The 834-nt window shown below is 29.6% G+C and carries 1 protein-coding gene and 1 pseudogene; both read right to left on the minus strand.

The features are described from left to right. Positions 1-122: 122 nt before the first annotated feature. A pseudogene (locus SNE38_RS19120) lies at positions 123-494 on the minus strand (hypothetical protein); the annotation flags it as partial. A gap of 4 nt (positions 495-498) precedes the next feature. Next, positions 499-648 (minus strand): hypothetical protein, encoded by a 150-nt coding sequence (locus SNE38_RS19125; RefSeq protein ID WP_336047176.1) that lies wholly within the window; start codon positions 646-648, stop codon positions 499-501. Positions 649-834 lie beyond the last annotated feature (186 nt).

The raw sequence follows: 834 nt of genomic DNA on the forward strand, positions 1-834 counted from the left end.
CCTTCGCATTTCCTACTACCGGAATAAAGTCTAATCTTGCAGAGATCCGTATCTAAAATTATAAAAAAATGGTGGTAGTTGAAATTCCCAACTACCACCATTTTAACATTTTTACCATTAATTTACTTTACATCTTGAAGTTTAACTTCATACATTTCCTTCATATTCATATCGAGTGGTAATAAAGCATAGTAATATTGATCATTATCTACTATAAATTGAACCAATTTGGTTTTTGTAGGATTCCAAAAATCTTTTATACTTGAATAGTATTCTTCCAAATCTTCTTTATAATCCAATTGTAATAGATACCCTTTATCCATCATCGCAAAAACAATTAAACTTCCTAAAAGATCCTTCTGTTCATTGGCTTCTTCATACTCTTGATATTGGAACCAAATTTGGTCTAAGCGCATCACTTTTTTGTATTTTTCATAGAAGCTTCTATTAGCCATAGTCTCATAATCATGGATTAATTCGTTTATAAATGCATGCGGACTAATCTTTTAGTAAATCTTCGTCTAAGAAGAGTTCGATGTCATCTAAATTCACATTTTTCTTTCTTTCATGAAGCGAAAATTTTAGAATAAATTCTTCAAAAGAGTTTGCAATAAGATAATAATATTCTTTTCCTTCTTCATCGGTCATTTCGCCTTTGTGATACCAATAATATATTTTACCCCTGTATTTATCTTTTAATCCTATACATATTTAATCTCCCCCATCTGCATCTGCGATAGGCATTACAATACTTCCTAAAATACCTTTATAAGTTTGAATGATTGATTCAATATTATAGGCATTATTAGTAATTCCATAAAAACCACCTATCGA

Source organism: Solibacillus ferritrahens (assembly GCF_037027585.1).
Taxonomy (GTDB): domain Bacteria; phylum Bacillota; class Bacilli; order Bacillales_A; family Planococcaceae; genus Solibacillus; species Solibacillus ferritrahens.

What these genes read in the sequence shown, in the direction of transcription:
- SNE38_RS19125 (WP_336047176.1), bottom strand. Translation starts at nt 648, where the DNA reads ATGACCGATGAAGAAGGAAAAGAATATTATTATCTTATTGCAAACTCT.